Here is a 3805-nt window from a genome sequence, read left to right as displayed (position 1 = left end):
AGCGCACCCTTCTCAATCAGGCTGCGGCTGCGTTTCCACACCTCCGGGAACAGCACGACCTCGCAGCGCTCGATCTGGTCCTCCCATTCGACAAAAGCCATCGCCTTGCCGGCTTTTGTCGTAATCTCTTTAACCGAGACAACCATTCCGGCCGTAACCGTCTGGCTCTCATCCGGGGCTTCGCCGAGATCCATCAGCCGCTGCATGCCCGGCTCCTCCAGCAGTGCTGCGCTGTCGTCCAGCGGATGGCCGGACAGGTACAGCCCAAGCAGCTCACGTTCCAGCTCCAGCTGCTGGGTCACAGTGAATCTCGGGATATCCGGATAACGGATTTCCCAGTTCGGCGTCTCAATCAGGTCGTCGAACAGCTGAATCTGCAGCTCATCGCGCTCCTTGCGCCATTTGGCTGCAGCATCCACTGTCTCGTCAAGCATTGCGAGCAGCTGCGCCCGATGCCCGGGCAGACAGTCGAAAGCACCCGCTTGAAGCAGCGATTCAATCACACGCTTGTTGCAGACGCGCAAATCAACACGCCGGCAGAAATCGAGCAGACTGTCGAACGGCCGCTCCTTGCGGACGGCCATAATGTTCTCCACCGCCAGTGTGCCGACATTCTTCACCGCAGCAAGCCCAAAGCGGATATGCCCGCCCCCTTCACCGGGAACCGGGGTGAACAGCACGCCGCTCTCGTTGACATCAGGCGGCAATACACCGATGCCTGTGCGGCGGCAGTCCAGCACATATTCCGCCACCTTGCGGTGGGTGCCCATCACAGCCGTCAGCATCGCTGCCATAAACTGCACAGGATAATGCGCCTTCAGATAAGCTGTCTGGAAGGCCAGCACACCATAGGCGGCGGCATGGGCCCGCGGGAAGCCGTAATCGGCGAATCTGACAATCATATCATAAACGGCGTTCGCATCCGTCTCCTGGTAACCCTGCTGCAGGCTGCCCTGCACGAAGTGGCTGCGCTCCTTGTCCAGTGTCTCGCGTTTCTTCTTCGACACCGCCCGGCGCAGCAGATCTGCTTCACCGAGCGAGAAGCCGGCCATCAGGGAGGCGATCTGCATAATCTGCTCCTGGTACACGATAATCCCGTAGGTATCCGCCAGGATCGGCGTCAAATCAGCATGCGGATATTCTACAGCGATTTCGCCGTGCTTGCCGGCGATAAACTTCGGAATGAATTCCATCGGACCCGGACGGTAAAGCGCCAGTACGGATACGATGTCCTCGAAGCCTGAGGGCCTCAGGTCCTTCAGGACCCGCCGTACCCCGGCTGACTCCAGCTGGAAGACGCCGGTGGTCTCGCCGGCCCCGAGCATTTCGTAGGTCAACGGGTCATTATCGGGCACGATGCGGAAATCGGGAATACTGCCGTCCATCTCCCTGATCCAGTTCATACAGCGTTCGATAATGGATAGGGTGCGCAGCCCCAGAAAGTCCATCTTGAGCAGGCCGACACTCTCCAGATGCTCCATGGAATACTGGGTCAGCGCTGTGCTCTCATTCCCGGCCTGGAGCGGCACCGCATCAGTCAGCGGGCCTTTGGAAATAACGACTCCGGCGGCATGCGTGGATGCATGACGCGGCATGCCCTCAACCTTCATCGCCATATCCAGCAGGCCCCTGGTCTTCGGATGGGTCTCGTACAACACCTTCAGATCCGGACTGCTCTCCAGGGCACGGGCAATGCTAATCCCCAGCTGTCCAGGGATCAGCTTCGCTGCCTTGTCCACCTCATTGTACGGCAGATTCAGCGCCCGGCCGACATCGCGGACAGCCGCCCGTGCAGCCATCGTCCCGAAGGTGATGATCTGTGCCACATGCTCCTTGCCGTATTTGTCAACAACGTAAGCAATCACCTCGTCGCGGCGCTCGTCGCTGAAGTCGATATCAATATCCGGCATCGTTATCCGTTCAGGATTAAGGAAACGCTCAAAAAGCAGATTGTACTTCAGCGGGTCCACATCCGTGATCCGCAGGGTATACGCAGTGAGACTGCCTGCAGAGGAACCGCGGCCTGGGCCGGTAGAAATGCCCTTGCGGTGGCAATAGGCAATGAAATCCCAGACGATCAGAAAGTAATCGCTGAAGCCCATGCTCTCGATAACACCCAGCTCATAGGCCAGCCGGTCCTGGGCTGCCGCCTTCTGCTCGGGCGATGCCCAGAGCGGCGTATCCGCATACCTCGCTTCAAGCCCGTTGCGGCAGAGCTCCCGCAGGTAAGCGGCTGCATCCAGCCCTTCCGGAAGCGGGGAATACTCCGGGAGAATATGCTGGCCGAACGTCAGCCCCAGATTGCATTTCTCGGCGATTTCCAGCGTGTTACTAATCGCCTGGGGCACATGCGGAAACAGCGCTGCCATCTGCTCGCCGCTCTTGAGGAACAGCTGGTCCGTTCCGATCTTCAGCCGCTGCTCATCATCCACCGTCTTGCCGGTGCCGATGCAGATCAGCACATCCTGAACCTCGGCATCCTCCTTGGCCAGATAGTGAACGTCATTCGTAACCACCAGCTGAATATCGCATTCCGCCGCCAGAGCAATCAGCTTCGGATTGACGCGCTTCTGTTCAGGAATGCCGTGATCCTGCAGCTCCAGATAGAAGTCCTCGCCAAATATCTCCTGATACCGCTTCGCCGCTTTATATGCCTCATCATCACGCCCGTGCAGCAGATGCTGGGGTACCTCACCGCCCAGACAGGCACTAAGGCAGATAATGCCCTCGGCGTGAGCCGCCAAAGCTTCCATATCAATGCGCGGCTTATAGTGCTGGCCCTCGAGATGGCCGATCGAAACCAGCCGCATCAGGTTTTTGTAGCCGGTTTCATTCTTCGCGAGCAGGATCAGATGGTAAATCGGCTGATCTTTGCGGCTGCCGCGCTCACGGCGTGAACCTGCGGTCAGATAAGCCTCGCAGCCGATGATCGGTTTAATGCCGTTCGCTACGCAAGCTTTATAAAAGGGGATTGCCCCATACATTACTCCATGATCCGTCAGCGCCAGCGATTTCATGCCGTATTCGCCGGCCCGGCGCACGAGATCCGTAATGCGCGCCGCCCCGTCCAGTAAACTGTATTCGCTGTGCACATGCAAATGCACGAAAGGGCTCATCTTCCCCACTTCCCTTCGGTTCCAAAATCAAAACATAAGATGAAACTATTTTATCATATTACAAGGGGAACCGCCCATAGAATGGATTAAGCGCACAAGGACAGGCCGAGTCGGTAAATGGACCTTGTCCGGAAAGGGGCCTTTTATGAACGTTTTCTTAAGCAAAGCCGTCCTCGATTTCTTCATCGCCTGCGGTATTGTGCTGGGCGGCGCCATGCTGGGCGGAATCGGGGCGGTCGTATCCCTTCAGCCGCCTACACAGACGATGCTGGATATCGCCGACCGGATTAAAATCTGGGCGCTCGCAGCGGCTGTCGGCGGCACCATCGACCCTATGCGGGTCATTGAGAGCAACATGGTGGAGGGCAATCTTTCTCCTGCGATCAAACAAATCCTCTACCTGGTCTTCGCCTTTCTGGGCGCTCATATGGGCAGCGAGCTGGTCAAATGGGTGTGCGGCAAGGGGTGAAGCGCAGATGAGAGTCCCCCCGTTTCAGCGCTACCGCCGTTTTTCGCAAATTTCTGCCGTGTTTGTGCTGGGCATGGTGGTGGGAGCCATAATATACAATGCCATTTTTCATGCGGGGTATAATGTCCTCTGGCTTACCAATCAGGAATTGCGGCTGCAAATCGAGCAGTACCGTAAAGATATCAAAACCCTTAAGAGATACAACAACACCTCGACGGTT

Annotated in this window: 2 protein-coding genes and 1 pseudogene; 2 read left to right on the top strand and 1 reads right to left on the bottom strand. The window is 57.4% G+C overall.

Annotated elements, in window-relative coordinates; all coding sequences use genetic code 11:
• The coding region (locus AQR02_RS06330) for a DNA polymerase III subunit alpha (protein WP_054942013.1) at window positions 1-3116 on the bottom strand (3116 nt) is incomplete at its 3' end.
• Window positions 3117-3261: 145 nt separating this feature from the next.
• Here AQR02_RS06330 and AQR02_RS06325 point away from each other — a divergent pair.
• Together AQR02_RS06325 and AQR02_RS06320 are read left to right on the top strand one after the other, a co-directional pair.
• Entirely contained in the window at window positions 3262-3585 is a 324-nt protein-coding gene (locus tag AQR02_RS06325) for a YtrH family sporulation protein (protein ID WP_054939859.1), read from the top strand.
• 7 nt (window positions 3586-3592) lie between these two features.
• Window positions 3593-3805, top strand: a pseudogene (locus AQR02_RS06320) (hypothetical protein); the annotation flags it as partial.

The sequence above is a fragment of the Paenibacillus ihuae genome, assembly GCF_001368795.1.
Lineage (GTDB): Bacteria > Bacillota > Bacilli > Paenibacillales > Paenibacillaceae > Paenibacillus_AQ > Paenibacillus_AQ ihuae.
The sequence above is the reverse complement of the archived record's forward strand: the minus strand, read 5'-3'. Positions and strand labels throughout refer to the sequence as shown.

What these genes read in the sequence shown, in the direction of transcription:
- AQR02_RS06325 (WP_054939859.1), top strand. Translation starts at nt 3,262, where the DNA reads ATGAACGTTTTCTTAAGCAAAGCCGTCCTCGATTTCTTCATCGCCTGC.